Origin of the sequence: Hyphococcus luteus (genome assembly GCF_002943565.1) — a bacterium.
GTDB lineage: Bacteria > Pseudomonadota > Alphaproteobacteria > Caulobacterales > Parvularculaceae > Hyphococcus > Hyphococcus luteus.
This window is the reverse complement of sequence record NZ_PJCH01000001.1, coordinates 431,047-451,580: the sequence shown is the minus strand read 5'-3', so window position 1 is coordinate 451,580 and position 20,534 is coordinate 431,047. Positions and strand designations below refer to the sequence as shown.

Here is a 20,534-nt window from a genome sequence, read left to right as displayed (position 1 = left end):
TGCAGTCGTGGACGCCGTTAGGACAGTCATACTTGCCGATGACGACGCGATCATGCGCGAACTCGCCAGCGCCAAGCTGCTCGAGGCGGGCTATCGCGTGCACGCCGCCTGCGACGGCGCCGAGGCGCTGACCATCCTGAAGAATGACGGCGCCGATCTCGTCATCTCCGATCTCGACATGCCGGTGATGAGCGGGTTCGAACTGACCGAGGCGATCCGCCGGGACGAAAAGTTCGGCGACACGCCGGTCATGGTGATCACGGCGAGCGATCGCGGCGACGCCGTCGACCGGGCTTTTGCGGCCGGCGCCACCTCTTTTCTCGCCAAGCCCATGAACTGGTCCCTGTTTCACCATGCGGTGAAATTCGTCCTGCGCGCCCATGACGACCGCAAGGCGCTGCGCGCCGCCCGCGACCAGGCGGAAGCCGGCGCGAAATTCAAGGACAGCCTGATGGGCGTCATGAGCCATGAACTCAGAACGCCGCTCAACGCGATCATCGGCTTCGGCCAGATCATCGCCGACCAGTTCCACAAGGACAACGACAACCTTCACCGCGAATATGCGGACTATATCGTCGATGGCGGGCGCCGGCTCTTGAACTCGGTTTCCGACATGCTGCTCGCCTCCGACGCGCGCTCCGGGCCCATCACGCTGAACGAGGCGGAGGTGACGCTGGGCGTTCTGGTGGACGACGCGATCACCGGCGTCGAAAAACCGCTGGAGCTGGCTGAGGCCATGACGACGTTAAAGATATGCGACCGCGACCTGGAAATCTGCTGCGACCGGGCGCTGGTCTCCCGCGCCATCCGCAAGCTCCTGGACAATGCGGTGAAGTTCTGCCCCCGCGGCGTCGAAATCACCATCGGGGCGGCGATCACCAAAAAAGGCGATCTCGCGATCATGATCAAGGATAACGGCCCCGGCCTGAAGGCGGAGAGTCTGGAGGATCTGACCGCGCCGTTTGCGCTGCTCGACATGTCGATGCGGCGCTCGCGCGAAGGGCTGGGGCTCGGCCTGCCGCTGGTGAAGGTCATCGCCGACGCCCATGGCGGGTCGTTCCGCATCGATTCCCGGCCGGGCGAGGGCGCGCGGGCGATCCTTGTCCTTCCCAAGACGCGCCTCAGACCCGCGCCGGCGGCGAAGGCCAAACCGCGCCAAACCGGGGAAGACGCCCCCGCCGAAGACCCGCAAACCGCCCTGCTCAAAAAAACCGGCAACGGGATCGCTTGACGCCCCGGCGCGAATGGCTATGAACGGCGTTCCCCGCCGCATCCTTCGCGTAAAAGGGTCCGGCCGAAGGGCGCGTAGCTCAGCGGGAGAGCACTACGTTCACACCGTAGGGGTCACTGGTTCAATCCCAGTCGCGCCCACCATTTTCCATATCTCACGGCCAGTCGCTTCGCTCGCGGCTCCGCCGTTTCCCAAGCGGTTTGTCGGGCCGGTCATTAGCAAGGCGCATGACAAAGGCGCACGCTTTACGCGCCTTGTCTTTCGGCGCAATGCCGGCCGGCGTTCATTGGCCCCGCAACGCGGCGCGCCGCCCTCTCAAACGTACTTAATTGTTTATTGAGAATTTAGGCTCAGCGTTAATCTTGCGCCAGCGTTTGTTTTGCGATGCAGCATGGCCTGACGGCGACCGGTTTTGTTGTAAATTTGTAACGCCTGCAACCGGAGCGCAGTTGGCCGCTGTTGCGGCCACTGGACGGCGCCGGAACGGTGAGAGAAAAAGGAAACAGGCCCGGCGGGCGTAATCAGCCGGGTTTTAAAACGCCCCGATCAGGGAGGGGCAAGATTAGGGGTTAGATGATGAAAAAGGATTCCACGCTAAACGTATTCGCTGCGCGTCTCCTTACCGGCGTCGCGCTCGGCGCTGTTGCGGCCAGCGGCGCGGCCGCGCAGGCCGACCAGATCGTCGTCACGGCGACCAAGCGCGCGCAGACTTTGCAGGAAGTGCCGATCGCGGTGAGTGTTGTCAGCGACGACACGATCAAGAAAGCGCAGATTCAGGATATTCTCGACCTGCAGTTTTCCGTTCCGTCGCTTCGCGTCTCCCAGTTGCAGAACTCGTCGCAAACGAATTTCATCATTCGCGGCTTCGGCAACGGCGCAAACAACCCGGGCATCGAATCTTCGGTCGGCGTGTTCATCGACGGCGTCTACCGCTCGCGCTCCGCCGCTGCGATCCTCGACCTTCCCGTGCTTGAGCGCGTTGAAGTTCTGCGCGGCCCCCAGTCCACCCTGTTTGGCAAGAACACCTCGGCCGGCGCGATTTCCATCACGACCAAAGAGCCGGAATACGAACTTGGCGGCAGCGTTGAGGCGTCTTACGGCAATTTCGATCAGGTGCTGTTTTCCGGCACGGTGACCGGCCCCTTGAGCGATACGCTCGCCTTCCGCGTTTCCGGCAGCATCAACAAGCGCGAGGGCTATTACACGAACACGGTCACCGGCAACGACACCAATGAACGCGATCGCTGGTCGACCCGGGCGGAGTTATTGTTCCAGCCGAGCGATGTGCTCTCCTTCCGCCTGATCGGCGATTACAACAAGATCGACGAAGAGTGCTGCGGCGCGATTCAGCTCTTCAACGGACCCGCCACGCTCGCCATCGGCGCGCCGTCGCCCTTTGGCCTCGGCGAACTCATCGATCCCGCCGGCGATACAGACTACAGCGTCGCTCTCAACACGACGCCCAGCAACGAGCTGACCGGCAAAGGCATTTCTCTGCAAGGCGACTGGGATCTTGGGGGCGCGCAGCTGACCTCGATCACCGCCTATCGCAAGCAATCGGACAACACCCAGACCGACGCCGATTTCAGCGCGGCGGACATCATCACCAACCCGCAGGATCGCGCTTACAAGACTTTCACACAGGAACTGCGTCTCGCTTCGACCGGCGACAACATGGTCGACTGGCTCGTCGGCGCTTTCTACTTTGATGAAAACGTGGATTTCACGCGCGACGTCATTAGCGGCACGCAGACGCGGGCGTTCATTGACGGCGTTCTCGCCGGCGGCGGCATCAGCGGCCTTGAATCTTCGCTCGGGCTGCCGGCAGGCACCTTCCTCCAGGCGGGGAACGGCTATTTCGGCGATTACGAAATGGACAACAAGTCCTATTCGATCTACGGCCAGGCCGACGTTCACCTGACCGACCGCCTGACGCTCACCGGCGGCGTTTCCTGGATCAAGGACAAGAAAGACTACACGTTGAACGACGTGAATAACGAGCCGTTCTACAATGTGGATCTTGTCGAGGTCGGTTTCGGCGGCGCATTCGCCAACATCACCATGCTGCCCCCGACGCCGGCCAACATCGCCGCGCTTTCCGGCTCGCCGCTGCCGCTTGCGGCGCTCTCGCCCGGGATCGTCATCAACCCGGCGACGGGCGCGCCATTTGCGTCCACGGATGTTTCCACCATCGGAACCGTCGCCGGCGCGATCGGGGCGACGCCTTGCGACGCTTCGAACCCGGCGCTGCTTTGTAACGCCGCGCTGGCCTTGTCGCCTCTGCAGTTCCTGCCGGTGCCGGTCAATGTGCCTGATCCCGGCAATCCGCTCGATGACGGCAAGCTCAACGACGATAAAGTCACCTATACGGCGCGCATCGCCTATGACGTGACGGACAGCCTCAACGCCTACTTCTCTTACTCCACGGGCTGGAAGGCCGGCGCGGTCAACCTGTCTTCGGACTCCATGCCGCCCGATCCGACCACCGGCTTCGGCCGCGAAGCCGGGCCTGAAGATGTCGAGCTTTTCGAGCTCGGCTTCAAAGCTCAATTCGATCGCGGCTATCTGAACGTCGCCATATTTGACCAGACCATTCAGGGGTTCCAGTCGAACCTCTTCATCGGGGACGGCTTCGTGCTCGCCAACGCCGACGAGCAGTCGGTGCGCGGTTTCGAGGTTGAAGGCGCTTATGCGCCCATCGACGCGCTCTCCCTGACGGCGGGCGTCACTTATCTCGATCCGGAATACGATTCCTTCGAGGGTGCGCCATGCTCGTCTTTCGAGGGCTTCGATATTCCTGAATGTGATGCGGGCGCGAGCTTCTTCGACGCTTCCGGTTTTACGCCGGCGGGCATTTCGCCTTGGAGCGTCTCGACTTCAGCGACCTACACGCATGATTTCGCCAACGCCCAGGGCTATCTGCGGGCTGAATATCTTTATGAAAGCAATACGCAGGTCGTGGACAACGTTCCGGCCGGTTTCGCCAGCCGCGAAGTCAATGTTCTCAATCTCAGCCTCGGCGTTGAGTGGGACAACGGCTTTGAGATCATGGGCTGGGCCCGCAACCTGACGGACGATCAGTATCTCCTGAGCGCTTTCCCGACGGTTATTCAGCCGGGCAGCTACTCTGGCTATCTCGCGCCGCCCCGCACCTACGGGGTCACCGTGCGCAAGTCGTTCTAACGCCGGACGCGTCAGAGGGGACTTGGAAAAGGGCGGCTTTCGGGCCGCCCTTTTTCTTAAACCGGGCCTGTGGCGTGCTGAAAATTGTCCGTGTGTTTTTTACAAGCCGGAAACCGTTCCGCGCAGACAATCGCCGTCTTAAAGCGCATGGGGAAAGCCGATGGCCTTTGCCAGAAAGAAGGACGACGCAGCGCCGCGCGTGAGCGCGGCCCGGCTTGCTGCGATCGCGGGCGGCGCCCCGGCTGAAGAGCCTGTCGCGCAAAGCGCCGCACCGGCGCGGCCCGCGACCTTGGAGCCGGATCTTTCGCGCATACGCCCGCGCGGCGTCAATGAAACCCCGGAGCAGCGCAAGAAGCGCCTGGGCGCGAAGACCATCAATTTCACCGCCACCATTCTCGCCCGTGTGATCATCATGGGCGCTTTGGCCCTGTTCATGTGGGACGGTTATGAGATCACCGGAGCGATCCAGCGCGGCCCGGCCATCGCCATGGTCGCCATGGTCGCCGATCTCGGGCGCGTTATCCTCAAAGCCATGGAGCCCGGCACCAAATAGCTATCGCCAAGGGGCCCGCCACGATTTCGCCGCAAAGCACGACCGTGTGATCGCGCGTGAGGCGAAACTCCCTTGTATCGTCGCCCCGCAGCCCTATTTCGACCTCAATAAGAGGCCCCAATAGACAGACATCGATTTGTCTGGGGAGAGAGAACGATGGGTATTCTGGAAATCTTTTTGTTTGTGTTTATCGGCTTAACGTCCGCCCTCGGCGCGTCGAGCCTTTTCCTGAAGCCGCGCCGCTAGCGCGTTTTGAAGGAAAAGTGGTTCACCGGTTTTCCGTCTCAAAACGCGCAAATAAGGAATCTAGAGCATCCTGATGACTCGCATAAACATCAGGATGCTCTAGCGCTTCGCGCCGGCGATCGCCGCCAGCGCCCAGCCGACAAGGAAACTTACGCCGCCAAAGGGCGTCGCCATGCCGAGCATGCGCGGCCCGCCTAAAGCCATGGCGTAAAGCGAGCCGGAAAAGACGACGGCGCCGATGACGAACGCCCAGCCGGCGCGCGCCAAGCCCGGCCTGGCGTGCAGCGCCAGGCTGAACGCCGCGACGGCGTGGACGAGGCCGTAAAAGGTCGCCGTCTCCCACCAGTCTTGCGCTTGCGGCGAAAGCTTGCCTTCCAGTCCATGCGCGCCAAACGCGCCGAGGGCGACGGCGAGAAAGCCGAGAACGCCGGCGGCGAGGGCGAGGCGATTCATTATTCGCTCTCCCGGGGCGCCAGCGCCTTTGAAATGGTGAAGGCGCCGCGCATGTCGCCGGGCGCAAAGCCGACGGCCTCGTCATCCGGGTAGCGCTCGAGGAGAGCCGCGCGCACTTCCGGCGCAACATCCGTTCCGTGGCAGAGAACGCACGGGCCCCCCGTCATAATCGGCTTCATATAGCGCAAGGTCTTTCCGTCCGGCCCATCGACAATCTCCGCGATTTCAAGGCCCGAAGGGGCGGCGCCGTCTTCGAGCTGTCGCTGGAAGCTCTCCAGCCCGGCGCGCTCGAAAGCGTCCGGAGCGTTGTCCGGATTGCGCAGGCGAAGCGCCGTGCGTCCGACGCGCATGCCGGTCTCGGCGGAGACGGCGCTCGCGATCTCCGGCGCCTCGAGATTGCAGACATCGATGGCCGCGACCGGCCCGCCGGTGGAAATGGCTTCCACAAGCCGTCCCTTCAGCCTTTCGCCGAGGGCGCCGGCCGCCATGCGCGCCGTCTCGACCATCTCCGGGTCGGGCGCCGGAGTTTCCATTGATGCGTCTTCTTGCGCGCAGGCCGCGAGACCCAGCAAGCAGGCGAAACCGGCGGCGAAAGAAAAGCGGGGCATGACTGTTTCTTCCTTCTGTGGGATCGGACGGCGCCTGATCTTAACAGCAAACGGAGCGGGCTTCGATGCGCCTTTTTGGCCGCAAAGGGTCCTCGGGCGTTTTTGCGTCCGGCCTGTGACGCCCGTCACTGAGGCTTTTCGCGGGCCGGGCTATGTCTCTTCCCATCAAGGCGCTGGGGGCGCCGAGGACCATGAAAAGAAAAGAGAGACATCCAATGAAAAAACTCACCTGTCTTCTGGCGGCTGGCGCGAGCGCGGTTGCTTTTGCGGCGTCGGCCCATGCGGCGGCCTATATCAAGTTCGACGGCATTGACGGCGAGGCGAAAGCCGCCGAGTGGCGCGGCGCGAACACGCTCTATCTCACCACCGAGGAAGAGCCCCAGGCGGTCGGCCTTTTGTTGCCGGCGGTGCAGGCCGCGCGCGAAGCGGCGCGCCGCACTTCCGCCCGCGGCCGGACGGTCGACGAGTTCGAAATCGAGGACGCCGGCAAGCGCTGGACGCTGTATGACGCCAAGGTCATGCCGACACGCGATCCGTATACGGTCGAAATCAGCTATCGCTGCAAGGACTGGACGGATATGCGCAGCGGCCGCAAGGGAAGCGATTGCGCTTCGGCTTATGGCAAGGACGGCAAAAAAGGCGGCAATGTCGAAACCACATGGAAGGTCGAAAAAGGCGAGTAACGCGCGCTTTCTTTCTTCCGCGCCGCCGGCTCCCCGACCGCGAAGGCGGTCAAATCATCATCTTCGCGTTTTGCGGGAGCCGGTTTTTTTGTCTCCTTCTTTTTTTCCTGCAACGCCTGGCGTCGTAAACCGCGCCGGGCGGGGCGGGAGGAAAGATTCATCATTAAATTCCCTCCCCGTCCGGCGTTTCGGGTTTAAACCGGCGTCCGCGGCCCTATATCATTGGTCATCCAAGGACGCGCAGCGCACGCATGAAAAGCGCCGGCGGGTGGAAGAAACCTGCAGAATGGCGACGAATCCGCCGTACAGCCCGCATCGTCGGGTTGACGGGCGGGGCGGCGTTTGCGAGGTCTGAACGGGCAAAAGCAAGAGCCGGCGCGCCGCTTTTGGCGGCGGAACCCGTGCTATGCCGGTATTCGGCGCGCTTTACCGTCCGGCGCGGTCTTCCGCGAGGGCGCGTTATGCGCGATCAGCGGGGGCGGCGGTCCCCAAAGAGAGACGAAAAGGAATTCAACATGGCTGCAGCGAAGAAGGGCGACACCGTCGCCATCGATTATGTCGTGCGAACCGGCGACGGCCGGGTCGTCGGCGGCACGCAGGAACAGGGCCCGCAGACGCTGACCCTCGGCTCGGGCGATATTTTCCCCGAGGTCGAGCAGGCGCTCGACGGCATGGCGGAAGGCGAGGAGAAGGCGGTCACCGTCGGCTCCGACGCCGCCTTCGGGCCGCGCCGCGAGGAAATGGTGGTGCAGATCCCGCGCGAGCAATTGCCGGAAGATCAGCCGCCCCAGCCGGGCATGTCGCTTTCGGCGCGCACCCAGGACGGCCAGACCATCAATCTCGTCATCACCGAAGTGGGTGAGAACGGCGTCGTCGCCGACGGCAATCATCCGCTCGCCGGCGAAGACCTGCATTTCGGTCTGACCCTGGTGGAGATCAAGGAAGCCGCGTAGCTTCCATTCAATCGTCATCCCGGACGCGCTGCGGCGGGAACGCCGCTGCGCAGATCCGGGATCGCCATCCCCACTCCCCGAAAATTACAACAACCCGCTTGGATGACGAATGCGGCGAGCCCGTAGTAAGCTCGCTCGCATGTCCGGCTATGTTTACTTCATCGGCGAGAAGCGCGACGGCCCGCTTTACACCGGCGTAACCGCCGACATCCATGAACGCGTCTTTCAGCATAAGGAAGGCCGCGGCTCCTCATTTTGTCGGCGTTATGGTTTAAAGAAGCTTGTCTACTACGAGCCCTTCAATCGCATTGAAGACGCCATCGCTCATGAAAAGCGCGTGAAAAAATGGCGCCGCGCATGGAAGAACCGGCTTGTGGACGCGATGAATCCGGACTGGCGCGACCTTTACGAGTCGCTTTGATCCGTCACTGGGGACGGCAATGAAGCTCAAGCGACTGCCGGGAGCGATCCCGTGTCTGCAGCGCGTCATTGCATGACGCGCCTGCGCACGGGATGACGGCGCGCGTCTTTTACTGCGCCTCTTTCATCTGCTTCACCTTTTCCTGAATGCGCGGCATGGCGCGGGCCATGACGCCGGGGATGACGTTCTGCGCCCATTGCATCGACACCGCCATGGACTTTTCGATGGCGAGGGACTGTTTCGACAGGAACGACGCGCCCACCGGCGATTTGTAGAAATCGACGACGCCCTGAAGCTCTTCGACCGTGTAAACCTCGGCGTAGACCGGGGTCATGTCGTCGATCAGCCCGTCGATCGCCGGCTCCAGCTCTTCGCGCATGATGGCGGAGGTTTCCGTGAGGATGGCCTCAAGCTGGGCGTCGGAAAGATCGGTCTCCGGCGTCATGGATTTGATGACCTGAATCTGCGCCGGCGCCATCTGCGCGATGATCTGTTTGCTCATCTGTTTCGCCTGGGACAGCTCCACCAGCTCTTCGGCGAGTTTCATTTTCTCGGCGCTGTCGTCGGCGGCGAGCGCGGGCGCGCAAAGCCCGACGCTTGCGGCCGCCGCCAGCGTGATGTTTCTGAAAGTCATGCCCGGCCCCTTTTCGATTGCTTGCGCGCGCAAAAGAGCAGATCGGCCGGAAGGGAGCAAGGCGAGCGGGTAGCGTCTCGGTTTGCCTTCGCCCTTCGAAACAGCCCCGCCCCTTCATCCTGAGGAGCAAGCCGCCTGCGCGCGAAGGCGCGCTAATGATAAATTGACCGCATTCGCGGTCGGGCTTGCATCTCGAAGGAGGAAGGGGCGGGGCCCCTCAGGATGAAGGCAAACCGAGACGCTGCCGGTGAGGGCGGCGAAGCGGGCGTTAAAGGCCGCAGGCTTTCATGGCTTCGCGATGGGCTTTGCCGAGCGCGTTCGACTGCGCAAGGAGGCTGGTCATGCTGACGCCTTCGGCCGCCGCCGCGGCCTCGACCGCCTGTTGCCAGCGGTCCGCGGTGGAAAGCGCCGCGTCGCCGGAGAGAAAGGCCGACGCAATGGCGGCGTAGCGGTCGGCCTCCGCCTCCGCCTCGCGGAAGCGCTCCGCAGCGCAGGCGCAGGCGTCTTCTTCGCCCTTATTGTAATAAAGGCACATGCCGGTGACGGGATCGTCGGCGGCGGCGGGCGCGGGCGCGGCTGTTTCTTCCCCTGCCGGCTCCGCCGGTTCGGGCGCGCTTTCGGCGGCGGCTTGCGCGTCATCGCTTGCGGCTGTTTCGGCCATGGATTGCGCCTCCGAAGAGGCGGCGTCGTCTTGCGCCTCCTCGCCCGCACAGGCGGCGAGGGCGCCCGCCGCGGCGGCGATCAGCAGTCTTTGCAAGGTCCGTTTCGTCATGAGTCTCCCCTTTGTTTCCAGTCTGATTCCATCGCCCCATGGGAACACGGGCGCCCCTGCGCTGTCTATCGGCGCCGGCGCAGAACGAGACCTCTCCGCCCGCTCATCCCCGCGCAGGCGGGGATCCAGCAATGCCGAGACTTTTCTGGATCCCGGATCAAGTCCGGGATGCGCGGGGGAGAGAGTGACCGGAAAAGCTCGGCCGCAACGATCCCGCGCCCCTGGCGCGAACCGTGGAGAGTGTTTTCAGGTGGCCCGTAGGGCGGGTTGAGCGCAGCGATACCCGCCATTCATCCGTGCCGAGAGCGGTTCGGCGGGTATCGCTGCGCTCAACCCGCCCTACTTGCTACTTGCTGTGATTTTCCAAGTCTCGGATCAACGCCGCGAAACTCTATTTCGCCGCTTGTTCGGGATAACGACTCACAATTGGCAGGATACGTTTTTTATTCTACCTTACGCTTGCTCAAGCCGACATCCTATAAATATAAGACTCCATTTGGAGATTGAGGTTGTCCAAATGTCCAAGAAAATAAAATCGTTTCGCGATAAAATTAAAACATGGGCTGCAAAAATTTTTCCAGAACGTCAGATTTACCATAAATCTGATAGCGTTGTGCACTTAATCAACATGTCAACAAAAACGCAGGCGGCTTTGGTGGTAATCACCGCATCCGCAGTTGTTTGGATTGCTTATGCTTCTGTGAATGTGGTCTTTAATGAGCAAATTTTATTGACTCAGAAAAAAGAGATAATGCAATTACGGCATGAGTTAGCCGACGCTAAATCCAAGGCCTCAGAGGCCACTTGTTCTGAAGTATTCAGCAGTGTCTCGCAAAATGTTACTGAGACCGTTGAAACCCCAGCTTTAATTCTTCCTCTAAAGTGGTCCTACGATTTGTTTGTATCAGCAGTGGACTATGTTGAGCCGGAAAATAATCTTACGCCATCGGAAAGGTTAGGCGTGTTTGCCGAATTTCTAAAGTTTCTAATAACGGGGGTGGCAATAGGTTTTAGTTGGGCTGTTGGCACATTTATGTTGCAGGGGCGAGTTAAGAAAAATGAGCAGTAAAACCTGCCCATTTCTCATTGGTATAATTACCGCTCACTGACAAGCCAAACACTCGTCATAATCCGTCTTCGCCGCGGCCGCCATCATGGCTTCGACGCCGCCCGCCGGGGGCGCGTCTTCGGCGGGCGCTTTCTTGCCGTTGGCGAAGCCGGCGCGGGCGATGGATTTGGAGCGGCAATAGTAAAGCGACTTGACGCCTTTCTCCCAGGCCGACCAGTGCAGCATGTGGAGGTCCCATTTGTCGATGTCGCCGGGCAGGAAGACGTTCACCGACTGGCCCTGGCAGATGTAGGGCGAGCGGTCGGCGGCGAGCTCGATCACCCAGCGCTGGTCGATCTCGAAGGCCGTCTTGAAGACGTCTTTTTCATCGTCGGTCAGGCACTCGAGATGCTGCACCGAGCCTTCATGCTCGAGGATCGAGGTCCAGGTGTCGTCAGTGTCCTGACCTTTTTCCGCGAGGATCTTTTTCAGCGCCACGTTCTTCACCGTGAAGGAGCCCGACAGGGTCTTGTGGGTGTAGACATTCGCCGGGATCGGCTCGATGCAGGGCGAGCAGCCGCCGCAGATGATCGAGATCGAGGCGGTGGGCGCGATCGCCATTTTGTGGGAAAAGCGCTGCTTGACGCCGCGCTCTTGCGCGTCGGGGCAGGGGCCGCGTTCTTCGGCCAAGACGACGCTCGCCGCGTCCGCGCCCATGCGGATATGTTTGAACAGGCGGTTGTTCCACGACTTCGCCATGGCGCTCTCGAAGGGAACGCCCATGGTCTGCAGGAAGGAGTGGAAGCCCATGAGGCCGAGCCCGACAGAGCGCTCGCGCTCAGCCGAATAAACGGCCTTCGCCATTTCCGACGGCGCGCGGTCGATGAAGTCCTGCAGGACATTGTCGAGGAAGCGCATCACATCCTCGATGAATTGTGGTTCATGCCGCCATTCAAAGTATTTCTCGGCGTTGATCGAGGAGAGGCAACACACGGCCGTGCGCTCCTCGCCGCGATGGTCGAGGCCGGTGTGGAGCATGATTTCCGAGCACAGATTCGAGGTCGAGACTTTCAGCCCTAGATCGCGCTGGTGCTTGGCCATCTGGCGGTTCACCGTGTCGGAGAAGAGGAGATAAGGCTCGCCCGTCGCAAGGCGCACTTCGAGGATCTTCTGCCACAGCTTGCGCGCGGAAACCGTGCGCATCACTTCGCCGGTCTTCGGCGATTTCAGGCCGAACTCTTCGTCCTTGGCGACGGCATGCATGAACTCGTCGGTGATGTTGACGCCGTGATGCAGGTTCAGGGACTTGCGGTTGAAGTCGCCCGAGGGTTTGCGGATTTCGAGGAACTCCTCGATTTCCGGATGGTGGACGTCGAGATAGCAGGCGGCCGAACCGCGGCGGAGCGACCCTTGCGAAATCGCCAGCGTCAGCGAATCCATCACGCGGATGAAGGGGATGATGCCGGAGGTCTGGCCCGAATGCTTCACCTTCTCGCCGATGGAGCGGACATTGCCCCAATAGGTGCCGATGCCGCCGCCATTCGAGGCGAGCGCCACGTTCTCGTTCCAGGTGCCGACAATGTTGTCGAGCGAATCGCCGACGGCGTTCAAAAAGCACGAGATCGGCAGGCCGCGCTCCGCGCCGCCATTGGACAGGACCGGCGTCGCGGGCATGAACCACAGCTTCGAGATATAGTCATAGATGCGCTGGGCGTGGTCGGCGTCGTCGCCATAGGTGCGCGCCACCCGCGCGAACATGTCCTGAAACGACTCGCCGGGGAGGAGATAGCGGTCCTCCATGGTGGTCTTGCCGAAATCGGTGAGGAGAGCGTCGCGCGAGCGGTCGACGACGATGTCGCGCACCACTTTAAGGGCCGGTTTTTTGGCCTCTTTCTGGGCCTCCGCATGGCCCTCAAGCGCCTGCGGCGCCGACGTCTCGGCGGCCTCTGTCCCGGTGTTTTCCATATCCTTGGCGGCTTCTGAAAGCGACATTCCTTGCCCCGTCCCTCGTTCTTTCGCCTTCGAAAAAAGGCGCAAAAATCCTTGCTCCGGATTGCCCGAAAGGGGCCGCATCCGGCAGCGGCTGTCTCATTCTTTTGTGAATCGCCAACGCCCCGCGTCGACACAAGATATAGTGATGGAGCCCCGCGCGGACGTCAATATGAAGTTAGTCCATGGGCAAAAGTTTTTGGTTAAGGAGGTCTTAACGAGGCGCGCTCAGTGCGCCTCAAAGATTAATCGCGAGACCGGTTTTTCAAGCCTTCGCCGCCTCGTTTCGACCCCGTTTCCCGCTCCCCGGACCCCGAAAATTTTTTCGCGAAAGCGTCCGTGCGGAAGCTTGAGGGGGCGGCGGAGAAGCCGGTCTCGACGAATTTCACCGACGAATCGCGCCGGCGCCATTCGGGAACCTCGTCTTCGGGGGAAAATGCGCCTGCGTGATTCGCCGATGCGTCCTCATTGCGCCCGCCGGAAAGCCCGGCGCGGGCGCCGCCAACTCCCAGTTGCGCGCGCAGGATTTCAACCACGTCCTCGACCTGGCGCACCAGTTCCGTCTCAAGCGGCGCTTCCTGCGCCACATAGGCGCTGCGCATGGCGTCGAGCGCGTCGCGCCGGGCCCGGGCCATCTCGCCCCGGCCGACGACGCCGGAAAACGCCTCGATCACGAGGCCCATCAGGAGATAGAGGAGCCCGCCGAAGAGCAGCGCCTGTGCGGCCAGGGGATAGGCCATCATGGCGATCACCACCGGTTCGGCGGCGACGATGGCGGCGTCCGGATTGTAAAGGCTGACGGCGCGCGCAAAGCCCGCGATCCAGCCGGCCAGAACGCCGATCGCGACCGACAGGAGGCCGAAACCCAGCACCGCGCCGAAGCCGTAGCCCGGGGCCGGCGGCGCGAAGCGGTGTAAAAACCGCAGATATTCGGCGTCGGCGTCTTCCGGATCGCTGGCGGTGAGGAACGGGATCTGGCCGAAGAGCGAGCACGCCTCGAGCCCTTCGAGGTGACACTGGCTGGCGGCGCTGAGGCCGCGCGCGCTTTTCGGGCCTTCCACCACCATGTCGCGCCGCGCTTTCAGCGTCTCGTTGAGCTCGCGGATTTCCCCGGCGAGCTCGCCGCCAAAGGCCTCGCCGCGCCGGCGCAGCTTTCTGTTGTCGCCATTGCCGGCGGCGAAGACCCAGAAGATCATCACCATGGCGGCGGCGATCCCGGCGGTCCCGACGGCCAGAAAAACCCGGGACAGGATTTCAGCGTCGGCGATGGGCACGCCGCCGGTGACGGTCGCGGCGAGATCCTCGGCGCGGGCGTTCAGCGCCGCCTGGTTCAGCCAGACCCCGGCGGCGAGCCAGAGAACGCCGATGGCCGCGCGCCAGCCCCAGATGGTCAGGCTCTTTTCGCCGGCGGCCCGGTCCGCCGTGGCGCTTGCGATGAGGGCGGCGTGATAACCCAAGAGTTCGCGCAGGCGTTCGAGATTGAAGGCGCTCTTGCCGAGAAGGTTTTGCAACGGCGCGGCGCGGCGCGGCGTTTCCCCTTCCGGCGTTTCCTCTTCATTGGGAAACAGCGCCCGGGTCGGGTCGAGCGGCGCAAAATCTTGTGTTGTTCGCTCGCTCTGGCGGGGCTCGCCGCCGCCGGAAAGCCGCCTCGGCGCGCCGTCGGCGCTCGCGCGCATGGCGCCCAGCATGTCCGAGGCTTTGCCGCCAGACCATTTGCCAAATGCGCTCATGATGTCGGTTCCCCTCTCAAAACCCGCGAAATCTCACGGATTTTCCCACGAGGCCCCATGGTAGAGGAAAAACCGGCGATGGTTAATCCTTCGGGGCGGGCCCGGATTGCTCCGGGACTGTTCCCAGACAGCTCCAGGGTTCAGCCACGGGGCGTGGCGCGCGGACTGCCCTGCGCGCTTGCAAGGCCGGCATCCTCCCGTCATGACCCCAGCATGAGCATCTCTTTTTCCCAATTAATGGCGAGCGCCGCGTTTCAGGACGGCGTTTTGGCGCTGACCATTCCCGGCGAATGGATGCAGGGGCGCACCACCTATGGCGGGCTGTCGGCCGCGCTCTGTCTTGAAACCGCGCGGCGCGCTTTTCCGGACGCGCCGCCCTTGCGCTCGGCGCTCGTCTCTTTCATCGGGCCCGCCGGCGGCCCCGTTACGGGGCGGGCGGCGATGCTGCGCCAGGGCAGGTCAGTGACTTTCGTGGAAGCGGACATCTCCGGCGAAAAGGGGATCGCCACGCGCTGCGCTTTCGCATTCGGCGGCGCGCGTCCCTCGCAATGGAACCGGACTTTCACGGCTCAGCCCGCCATGCCCGCGCCGGAGGATTGCGCGCCCTTTATTCCGGAGGGAATGGGCCCGCCTTTCGCCAGGCATTTCGATGCGCGTCTCGCCAAAGGCGGGCGCCCCGCGACCGGATCGAAAGCGCACGATCATTTCATCTGGGTGCGCCATAAGGATGAGGGGGCGGACGGCGTCGTCGCGCTCCTGGCGCTCGCCGACATGCCGCCGCCTGCGCTGATGCCGATGTTCACCGAATTTGCGCCGATCAGCTCCATGACCTGGATGGTCAATATGCTCACGGACGCGCCGGCGACCCGCGACGGCTGGTGGCTGATGGAAAGCCGCGCCGAACAGGCGGGCGACGGCTATTCCAGCCAGGACATGCTGGTCTGGAACCGCGACGGCGAGCTTGTCATCGCCGGGCGGCAAAGCGTGGCGATTTTCGCTTAGTTACGCCTCTCGCCACTCCGCATAGTCGTGCAGCAGCGTTGTGAATTCGGCGGAGTCAGGGAACTGGTCGAAACTTCTGACGGCGCCGGTCTTAGCCCATGGCAATTTTTCCGCCATGCAGGTTTCCATGAAAGGCGGGAAGTCCGCCGCGTCTTCCAGCATGGTCGTGCGTATATTGACGATTTCATCGAAGCCTTCAGGGCGCGTGAACACCCAGCTTAAACAGTAATCGCAAAAGTAATGCCGCGCGCCGCCGTGCAAGCCGCCAATCACCGGCTTGCCGGCAATAACAGAGAAGCTTTCACTCAGCGCAATTACCGTCAGCGAGAAAGCGCTTGCGGCCATTTTCTGACAGCCCTTGCAATGGCAGGCGGAGGTGATGAGGGGCGCCGCCGCAATCGACGCCTGCAATTTCCCGCAACGGCATTCGGCTTTCAGGGGCGGTTTTGCGTGATTGTTCATTTGCGTTTCAATTCTCCAGTTCCTCGCGCTTCATCTCCAGCACCAGCCATTCTTCTTCCTTTTCGGCAAGCGTTTCTTCCGCCGCGGCGAGGTCTTTCGCGGTCTTGTCGAACAGGGCGGGGTCTTTGGAGAACAGGTCCGGATCGTCGAGCTTTGTCTTGAGCGCGGCGATTTGCGTTTGCAGCGTATCGATTTCGCCGGGCAGATTTTTCAGGGCGAACTGCTCCTTGTAGGAGAGCTTGGCCTTCGGCGCAGGTTTCGGATTTTCAGGGGACGACTTTTGTTTCGCCTGTTTTTGTTTCGCGCTCGCGCCTTCAAGGCCGGGGGCGCTCCCGCGCTGTGCGACCATGTCGTCGTAGCCGCCCGCATAGCGGATCCAGCGGCCGGGTTTTTCGGGGGCGGGCGCGACGACGCTGGCGACGAGATTGTCGAGAAACGCCCGGTCGTGGCTGATAAGGAGAAGCGTTCCTTCGTAGGCGGATAATTGATCCTCGAGCATTTCCAGGGTCTCGAGATCGAGATCGTTGGTCGGTTCGTCGAGAATGAGAAGGTTCGACGGCTTGGCGAGCGCGGCGGCGAGCGCCAGGCGCCCGCGTTCGCCGCCGGAAAGCGCGGTCACGGGCTGGCGCCATTGTTCGGGGCCGAACAGGAAGTCTTTCAGATAGGTCGCCACATGGCGTTTTTCGCCATTGATCGTGACCCAGTCGCCGGTTCCGTCATTGATGGCGTCGGCGACGCGCATCTCGGGCTTGAGTCTCGCCCGGCGCTGGTCGAGAGAGACGATCTCGAGATTGGTCCCCAGCTTGATCGAGCCTTCATCGGGTTCGACGGCGCCGGTGATGAGATTGATCAGCGTCGTCTTGCCGGCGCCGTTGGGGCCGACGAAACCGATGCGGTCGCCGCGCGCGATCTCGATCGAAAAATCGTCGATGATTTTCCGCTCGCCGTAAGATTTCGAAACATGCTCGGCAACGATGGCGCGCTTGCCGGAGGCCGCGCCCGCCTGCAGGGTGAAGGTCGGCCCGCCTTCGACGCGTTTCGCCTCGCGCAATTGCTTGCGCATGGATTTCAATTCGCCGACCCGGCGCATGTTCCGCTTGCGGCGCGCGGTGACGCCGTACCGCATCCAGTGTTCTTCCGCGGCGATCTTGCGACCGAGCTTGTGCAGCGCGGCTTCTTCCTCTTCCAGGAACTTGTCGCGCCAGGCTTCGAAGTCCTTGAAGCCGGAACCCGTGGCGCGCGTGGCGCCGCGGTCGATCCAGACCGTGTCGTTGGTGACGGTTTCGAGAAAGCGCCGGTCGTGACTAATGACGACGATGGCGGAGGGAAGGGCGCGCAGTTTCTGTTCGAGCCAGGCGATGGCCGGCAGGTCGAGATGGTTGGTGGGCTCGTCGAGAAGGAGAATGTCCGGCGCCGCGGCGAGGGCTTGCGCAATCGCTGCGCGGCGCAGCTCCCCGCCGGACAGTTTTAACGGCGACAGGGACGGATTGAGGCCGAGCTCCTCGAGCATCATTTCCGCTTCATGGGCCTTGCCGGTCTCGTCCAATCCGGCGCGGGCGTAATCGCCGATGGCGTCATAGCCGCTCGCATCGGGCTCCTGGGCGAGATAACGCACCGTCGCACCCGGATGGATGAAGCGCTCGCCCCCGTCCGCTTCGACGAGGCCGGCGGCGATTTTCATCAGCGTCGACTTGCCGGACCCGTTGCGCCCGACGAGCGCGATGCGCGCGCGCGTCCCCACATTGAGAGACGCGTTTTCGAACAGGGGCTCGCCGCCGATGGAGAGGCGAATGTCCGCAAGGGTTAACAGGAGGGCGCTCATGGGGCGGGAATAATCTTTTGTTTCTGAAATGGCGAGGCGGTCTCTTAGGACGTCTGCCGCAGCGCAGCAATTCTTAACGGATTGTTGCGAGTCTCGTGACAACCTTTCGGGCCCCGTAAGGGAAAATGAGAAACGGTTAACCCCATGCACCCGCTGAAACGATATCTCCACGATGTCGAGGAGCGCGTTCAGGATTTCGCCGACCGGGTGGGCGTCTCCCGCCAGACGCTCTACCGGATCATCGCCGGCGTCCAGGCTCCAAAGCCGTTGCTCGCCCGGCGGATTGCGGAGGCGACCGGCGGCGCGGTGAGCCTCGCCGCGCTTTACGGCGAGGTCCGTGGCGGCGCCGATATTCTCGCCATGCCCGCCACGCCGGAAGAGGCGCTTCTCGACGCTTCGCGGCTGCGGCTCGCCATGGCGGTGGTAATCAACCATTTGCGGCCTGAAGAGGCGGCGCCCGCCGCGCCCGAAACGCTCGACATCGCCGCTGAGGCCACCGTCAACACTTATGCGGCGCTGTCGCGTCTCACGACCCGTCAGGGTCCGGCTCGTCTTGCGCAAGCTCTTCGCCCAGTGCTCGAAGAAATTCTGAAAGAGACAGGGGGCGTTCCGTCTCTGTCGGCGCTGGACCGGGGCGCCGAGTTGGCGTCGGAGCTTTATTTTCAGGACCGGCCGCTTCAGCGGCGATGACCGGCGCCCGCTGCGGCGCCATGTTCTCATAAAATTGCGTCTCGGCGGCCCGCCTCTTGGCGACCCGCCACATGGCCCGCCCGATCCGGGCGGCGTAATTGTCCTCATCCCTGCTCAAGAAAATTCCCGCATAAGTTGTAATTTGGTCTGGATTTCACCTTCATTCCCGCTAAGGTTGTATTGTTGTTTGAGTACCATACTTTTTACTTGTGAGGATAAGAAATGACAGATCTCCGAAAAGAACAGTTGGCGTTGTTGCGTTTTGAGAAGCAAATTGCGGGCCTTGCCGCGACCCTGGCTGCGGGCGCAGTTGTCGCAAAAGGGGTCGATGGCAAACTTCATGCATCGAATGGCGGCGAGGCTTTTGCGCAGATGCAGTCCGCATTGGTGAATCTCGCCGATGTCACCGCAAAGGCTCACGAGATGATGAGCGTGCAGGCGATGCAGGCCGGCGCGCAGCTTCTGGAGGCCGCAGGGGGCGGGCGTCCCAAGCCCGCGGCAAGCGAGGCGGTGAGATCTATTCTGGGTATTGGATAACCATCAGCATTTACGCCGCTCTTGCCGGCGTCACGCTTTTTATCGGATTTCATTCGAGGTCGCCGCAGATCGCGGCGGCCTCTCGTCTGTTGGGCGTCAACTGGGCTTTCACCCTGCAGCTATGGATGATCGCACAGGGGCCGGCGCTGGCGTTTTCCTTCGCCGCGGTGGACGGGGCGACGGCGCTCGCCATGTACCGCATGGCCGAACGGCGGTGGTTTCCGGCGCCGCTGGTTTTCGTGCACGGCTTCCTCGCCGTCTATCATCTTTATACGGCGTTTATCGGACCCGATAAATATTGGGTTGTGGTCGCGCTCAACCGGGTCTTCGACGTTGAAATAATCTATGTGGCCGGCTGCGGGCTTTATCGCATCGCCGTGCTTAACCGGCGCCGGGCCGGCTAGAACGCGTGGATGAAATCGGCGATGTCCTGTTGCGCGGCTTTCGCTTCCGGCAGGTCCCAGTGCATATGAAAAAGATGAAACATGCCGTCGAAGACGCGCAAGGTCGACTGGACGCCGGCGCGCCGCGCGGCTTCGGAAAGGCGCGCTGAATCCCCGAGCAGGATCTCGCGCGTGCCCACATGGACAAGCATCGGCGGCAGACCGCGAAAATCGCCGTAAATCGGCGAGATCCGCGGGTCTTTGAGATTCTCGTCGGGCGCGTAAAAGCCGAACAGGCGCCGGCAATGGCGCCCGCCATGCGAGCGCATGAAAGGATCGTGCCCGTCGACCGTCGTCTGGGTGTCGGACGCGCCTTCGCCGTCGATCGCCGGCGAGGCCAAGACGAGGCCGTCAGGGAGTTTGGCGCCTTCGTCGCGCCACTTCATCACCGCCGCCAGGGCAAAGCCGCCGCCCATGGAATCGCCGAAAAGGACGATGCGCGCCTCGGGACGTTTGGCGATAAGCGCCTTATAGGCGCGGTCGATTTCCTCGATTTGCGTCGGGAAGCGCGCTTCGGGAACGAGCGTATAGTCCGGACCGATAGCCTCGAGACCGGTAAGCTGGCAGGCTGGGAGAATCATCGACGCGTTGACGCGCGGCGAGCCGCTGACCCCGCCGCCGCCATGAACGTAAAAGATGATCCGGTCAGTCTCGCGGGTCTTTTCGGTTTCATAGCGCACGCAGTTGACGCCGCCGAACTCGCAATCGCTCATGCGATAGGTGAAGTCGAGCTGCTCTTGGGTTTTCAGCCAGTCCTGATTGGCGAAGTGCCGGGCGAGCCCGCGGGTCAGCGGGTTCATCCAGGTGTCGAGCGTGGGATAGGCGCGCAAGCTTTGGAGGCGGTCGCGCGCATGTTCGCTCATCGCTTTGCCGGTTCGCCGCGCTGTCAACGCCATTTTGAAAACCTGTTTTCATGAAACGCGTCAGTCGCGTCGAAAGCCCAATTTTGCGCCTTCCTCGGAAAACATCTGGTTAATCGCAGGCTGAAGTCTGTTTGCAAAAAGAAAGCGCCGGTGCGGCGGATTTCCCGCACCGGCGCCAAATTGGTAACAATGGTGAACAAATATTAGGGGT

The 20,534-nt window shown here is 62.3% G+C and carries 20 protein-coding genes and 1 tRNA gene; 12 read left to right on the top strand and 9 right to left on the bottom strand.

What is annotated here, in order from left to right:
- Positions 1-7: 7 nt before the first annotated feature.
- The 4 genes from CW354_RS01925 (at position 8) to CW354_RS01910 (ending at position 4,967) form a co-directional block, all read left to right on the top strand.
- Positions 8-1,231 (top strand): ATP-binding response regulator, encoded by a 1,224-nt coding sequence (locus CW354_RS01925; RefSeq protein WP_104828347.1) that lies wholly within the window; start codon positions 8-10, stop codon positions 1,229-1,231.
- 68 nt (positions 1,232-1,299) lie between these two features.
- A tRNA-Val gene (locus tag CW354_RS01920) sits at positions 1,300-1,374 on the top strand.
- A gap of 430 nt (positions 1,375-1,804) precedes the next feature.
- Complete coding sequence (locus CW354_RS01915) at positions 1,805-4,414, top strand: TonB-dependent receptor (RefSeq protein ID WP_207764617.1); 2,610 nt, start codon at positions 1,805-1,807, stop codon at positions 4,412-4,414.
- A 160-nt stretch (positions 4,415-4,574) separates the two neighbouring features.
- Positions 4,575-4,967, top strand: coding sequence for a hypothetical protein (locus tag CW354_RS01910; RefSeq protein ID WP_104828346.1), 393 nt, complete (start codon positions 4,575-4,577; stop codon positions 4,965-4,967).
- Positions 4,968-5,312: 345 nt separating this feature from the next.
- Here CW354_RS01910 and CW354_RS01905 read toward each other — a convergent pair whose 3' ends face one another.
- Positions 5,313-5,666: a DUF423 domain-containing protein gene (locus CW354_RS01905; RefSeq protein ID WP_104828345.1), complete on the bottom strand. Its 354-nt coding sequence runs from the start codon at positions 5,664-5,666 to the stop codon at positions 5,313-5,315.
- Positions 5,666-6,274, bottom strand: a complete 609-nt coding sequence (locus CW354_RS01900; protein ID WP_104828344.1) for a c-type heme family protein — start codon at positions 6,272-6,274, stop codon at positions 5,666-5,668. Before CW354_RS01900 ends, CW354_RS01905 begins: the two co-directional genes overlap by 1 nt.
- Before the next feature lie 215 nt (positions 6,275-6,489).
- Here CW354_RS01900 and CW354_RS01895 point away from each other — a divergent pair, with 215 nt between their 5' ends.
- The 3 genes from CW354_RS01895 to CW354_RS01885 all read left to right on the top strand — a co-directional run bounded on the left by CW354_RS01895 (position 6,490) and on the right by CW354_RS01885 (position 8,331).
- The gene (locus CW354_RS01895; RefSeq protein WP_104828343.1) at positions 6,490-6,957 is read left to right on the top strand and encodes a hypothetical protein; all 468 of its coding nucleotides are present in this window, start codon (positions 6,490-6,492) and stop codon (positions 6,955-6,957) included.
- Between the two features lie 515 nt (positions 6,958-7,472).
- Positions 7,473-7,910 (top strand): FKBP-type peptidyl-prolyl cis-trans isomerase, encoded by a 438-nt coding sequence (locus tag CW354_RS01890; protein WP_104828342.1) that lies wholly within the window; start codon positions 7,473-7,475, stop codon positions 7,908-7,910.
- A 139-nt stretch (positions 7,911-8,049) separates the two neighbouring features.
- Positions 8,050-8,331 (top strand): GIY-YIG nuclease family protein, encoded by a 282-nt coding sequence (locus CW354_RS01885; protein WP_104828341.1) that lies wholly within the window; start codon positions 8,050-8,052, stop codon positions 8,329-8,331.
- A 109-nt stretch (positions 8,332-8,440) separates the two neighbouring features.
- On the opposite strand, the gene CW354_RS01880 is transcribed toward CW354_RS01885, so the two are convergent.
- Positions 8,441-8,965 carry a DUF2059 domain-containing protein gene (locus tag CW354_RS01880; RefSeq protein WP_104828340.1) on the bottom strand — a complete coding sequence of 175 codons (525 nt, stop codon included), beginning with the start codon at positions 8,963-8,965 and terminating at the stop codon, positions 8,441-8,443.
- Between the two features lie 268 nt (positions 8,966-9,233).
- Positions 9,234-9,737 carry a hypothetical protein gene (locus tag CW354_RS01875; RefSeq protein WP_104828339.1) on the bottom strand — a complete coding sequence of 168 codons (504 nt, stop codon included), beginning with the start codon at positions 9,735-9,737 and terminating at the stop codon, positions 9,234-9,236.
- Between the two features lie 517 nt (positions 9,738-10,254).
- On the opposite strand from CW354_RS01875, the gene CW354_RS01870 reads away from it, so the two are divergent.
- A complete protein-coding gene (locus CW354_RS01870; RefSeq protein WP_133162126.1) occupies positions 10,255-10,806 on the top strand; it encodes a guanine nucleotide-binding protein subunit gamma in 552 nt (183 codons plus the stop codon).
- Positions 10,807-10,839: 33 nt separating this feature from the next.
- On the opposite strand, the gene CW354_RS01865 is transcribed toward CW354_RS01870, so the two are convergent.
- Together CW354_RS01865 and CW354_RS01860 are read right to left on the bottom strand one after the other, a co-directional pair.
- Positions 10,840-12,750 carry a ribonucleoside-diphosphate reductase subunit alpha gene (locus CW354_RS01865; protein ID WP_104828484.1) on the bottom strand — a complete coding sequence of 637 codons (1,911 nt, stop codon included), beginning with the start codon at positions 12,748-12,750 and terminating at the stop codon, positions 10,840-10,842.
- 269 nt (positions 12,751-13,019) lie between these two features.
- Positions 13,020-14,504: a hypothetical protein gene (locus CW354_RS01860; protein WP_104828337.1), complete on the bottom strand. Its 1,485-nt coding sequence runs from the start codon at positions 14,502-14,504 to the stop codon at positions 13,020-13,022.
- Between the two features lie 213 nt (positions 14,505-14,717).
- On the opposite strand from CW354_RS01860, the gene CW354_RS01855 reads away from it, so the two are divergent.
- Positions 14,718-15,506, top strand: coding sequence for an acyl-CoA thioesterase (locus CW354_RS01855; protein ID WP_165793480.1), 789 nt, complete (start codon positions 14,718-14,720; stop codon positions 15,504-15,506).
- Here the strand turns inward: CW354_RS01855 and CW354_RS01850 are convergent, their stop codons facing one another.
- Together CW354_RS01850 and CW354_RS01845 are read right to left on the bottom strand one after the other, a co-directional pair.
- A complete protein-coding gene (locus tag CW354_RS01850; protein WP_104828335.1) occupies positions 15,507-15,968 on the bottom strand; it encodes a GFA family protein in 462 nt (153 codons plus the stop codon).
- A gap of 7 nt (positions 15,969-15,975) precedes the next feature.
- Complete coding sequence (locus tag CW354_RS01845) at positions 15,976-17,790, bottom strand: ABC-F family ATP-binding cassette domain-containing protein (protein ID WP_104828334.1); 1,815 nt, start codon at positions 17,788-17,790, stop codon at positions 15,976-15,978.
- Between the two features lie 144 nt (positions 17,791-17,934).
- Between CW354_RS01845 and CW354_RS01840 the strand changes: the two genes are divergently transcribed.
- The 3 genes from CW354_RS01840 to CW354_RS01830 all read left to right on the top strand — a co-directional run bounded on the left by CW354_RS01840 (position 17,935) and on the right by CW354_RS01830 (position 19,421).
- A complete protein-coding gene (locus CW354_RS01840; RefSeq protein WP_104828333.1) occupies positions 17,935-18,480 on the top strand; it encodes a helix-turn-helix transcriptional regulator in 546 nt (181 codons plus the stop codon).
- Positions 18,481-18,726: 246 nt separating this feature from the next.
- Positions 18,727-19,017 (top strand): hypothetical protein, encoded by a 291-nt coding sequence (locus CW354_RS01835; RefSeq protein WP_133162125.1) that lies wholly within the window; start codon positions 18,727-18,729, stop codon positions 19,015-19,017.
- A gap of 89 nt (positions 19,018-19,106) precedes the next feature.
- Positions 19,107-19,421, top strand: a complete 315-nt coding sequence (locus CW354_RS01830; protein WP_104828331.1) for a hypothetical protein — start codon at positions 19,107-19,109, stop codon at positions 19,419-19,421.
- Here the strand turns inward: CW354_RS01830 and CW354_RS01825 are convergent.
- The gene (locus CW354_RS01825; protein ID WP_104828330.1) at positions 19,418-20,356 is read right to left on the bottom strand and encodes an alpha/beta hydrolase; all 939 of its coding nucleotides are present in this window, start codon (positions 20,354-20,356) and stop codon (positions 19,418-19,420) included. The genes CW354_RS01830 and CW354_RS01825 overlap by 4 nt on opposite strands.
- Positions 20,357-20,534: the final 178 nt, after the last annotated feature.

Coding starts and splice junctions, on each gene's coding strand:
- CW354_RS01870 (WP_133162126.1), top strand. CDS start 10,255: ATGTCCAAGAAAATAAAATCGTTTCGCGATAAAATTAAAACATGGGCT.
- CW354_RS01825 (WP_104828330.1), bottom strand. CDS start 20,356: ATGGCGTTGACAGCGCGGCGAACCGGCAAAGCGATGAGCGAACATGCG.
- CW354_RS01885 (WP_104828341.1), top strand. CDS start 8,050: ATGTCCGGCTATGTTTACTTCATCGGCGAGAAGCGCGACGGCCCGCTT.
- CW354_RS01895 (WP_104828343.1), top strand. CDS start 6,490: ATGAAAAAACTCACCTGTCTTCTGGCGGCTGGCGCGAGCGCGGTTGCT.
- CW354_RS01875 (WP_104828339.1), bottom strand. CDS start 9,737: ATGACGAAACGGACCTTGCAAAGACTGCTGATCGCCGCCGCGGCGGGC.
- CW354_RS01850 (WP_104828335.1), bottom strand. CDS start 15,968: ATGAACAATCACGCAAAACCGCCCCTGAAAGCCGAATGCCGTTGCGGG.
- CW354_RS01845 (WP_104828334.1), bottom strand. CDS start 17,790: ATGAGCGCCCTCCTGTTAACCCTTGCGGACATTCGCCTCTCCATCGGC.
- CW354_RS01900 (WP_104828344.1), bottom strand. CDS start 6,274: ATGCCCCGCTTTTCTTTCGCCGCCGGTTTCGCCTGCTTGCTGGGTCTC.
- CW354_RS01855 (WP_165793480.1), top strand. CDS start 14,718: ATGAGCATCTCTTTTTCCCAATTAATGGCGAGCGCCGCGTTTCAGGAC.
- CW354_RS01890 (WP_104828342.1), top strand. CDS start 7,473: ATGGCTGCAGCGAAGAAGGGCGACACCGTCGCCATCGATTATGTCGTG.
- CW354_RS01880 (WP_104828340.1), bottom strand. CDS start 8,965: ATGACTTTCAGAAACATCACGCTGGCGGCGGCCGCAAGCGTCGGGCTT.
- CW354_RS01905 (WP_104828345.1), bottom strand. CDS start 5,666: ATGAATCGCCTCGCCCTCGCCGCCGGCGTTCTCGGCTTTCTCGCCGTC.
- CW354_RS01860 (WP_104828337.1), bottom strand. CDS start 14,504: ATGAGCGCATTTGGCAAATGGTCTGGCGGCAAAGCCTCGGACATGCTG.
- CW354_RS01910 (WP_104828346.1), top strand. CDS start 4,575: ATGGCCTTTGCCAGAAAGAAGGACGACGCAGCGCCGCGCGTGAGCGCG.
- CW354_RS01865 (WP_104828484.1), bottom strand. CDS start 12,750: ATGGAAAACACCGGGACAGAGGCCGCCGAGACGTCGGCGCCGCAGGCG.
- CW354_RS01915 (WP_207764617.1), top strand. CDS start 1,805: ATGATGAAAAAGGATTCCACGCTAAACGTATTCGCTGCGCGTCTCCTT.
- CW354_RS01840 (WP_104828333.1), top strand. CDS start 17,935: ATGCACCCGCTGAAACGATATCTCCACGATGTCGAGGAGCGCGTTCAG.